We start from the raw sequence: 867 nt of genomic DNA, 5'->3' as shown, positions 1-867 counted from the left end.
GATAGCTCAAAAAAGCAGACTTTGCTGAAGGGTATAACTCTCCCAAATAGCCTGATTGTCCAGCTCGAACAGTGAGTTTATCCGCTGCTAGTGCTGGAAATTGTGTAGCAAATAGCAATGTGAATAGCAAGCTTGATGCTACACTGGATGAAAATGGAAAATAGGATTTTATTTTTTTCATGGTTATTCTCTTATCCATCATTTGGCTTTAATGCTCTTTATTTACATTCAGCTATTAGCGTTCTAACTGGTGAATCAGCAGTTACCGCTATACTTTCTAATGATGTGTAACTAATTGAACATTGATCACCTTGATTACCCCATTTAATGTTTAGTTTTCCGGAATTAGGTAATCCACTCATGTACAACTGATTATTAGAACCAACGATACCTGTATTAATATCATCATCTTTATCGGCAGAAATAAGCGTTGCAATGGCACCGAATGGTGGTATTTTACCTGCTGTACTAATATGAATGATGGCTTGGTAGCCAATTTTGGTTTTAAAGTTACGTTTGATAATTGCACCTTCAGTTGGGTACACCATCATTGATGTATCTTTAAAAGTAATATCATCTGGTAACGTATTGACGTTGACAGAAATTTGGTTTGCTGTATTGCTCGCTAATTGTGGAATAATCGCATTACCAAAGCGGTCAAACTTGGCACCCATTGTTAGCTCTGCGCCTTTAGCACCATCAGCGGTAATAATAGCGACGGTATCTCCAATATTCGGGGACAATGAAATCCCATCAGAGTGAGCGATCATTCCACCACTCATACTTACGTTCATTGTGCGGTTTGTGTCAGAGTAACTGTAACCAGCTGAGAGCGTTGAATTATCTGCTGAATATGTACCATTTAAG

2 protein-coding genes are annotated in these 867 nt (G+C 38.4%); both read right to left on the bottom strand.

Features of this window, described 5'->3' with window-relative positions; genetic code table 11:
- Positions 1 to 181 (bottom strand): hypothetical protein (locus tag ABN217_RS19070; protein ID WP_349459826.1); only part of this gene is annotated, 181 nt, incomplete at its 3' end.
- A 37-nt stretch (positions 182 to 218) separates the two neighbouring features.
- A partial coding sequence (locus ABN217_RS19065) for a fimbria/pilus outer membrane usher protein (protein WP_349459825.1) occupies positions 219 to 867 on the bottom strand: 649 nt, incomplete at its 5' end.

It is taken from the genome of Proteus sp. fly-1067 (genome assembly GCF_040139345.1).
Classification (GTDB): domain Bacteria; phylum Pseudomonadota; class Gammaproteobacteria; order Enterobacterales; family Enterobacteriaceae; genus Proteus; species Proteus vulgaris_B.
Note: the sequence above shows the minus strand (reverse complement) of the source record. Positions and strands in the feature narration are given on the sequence as shown.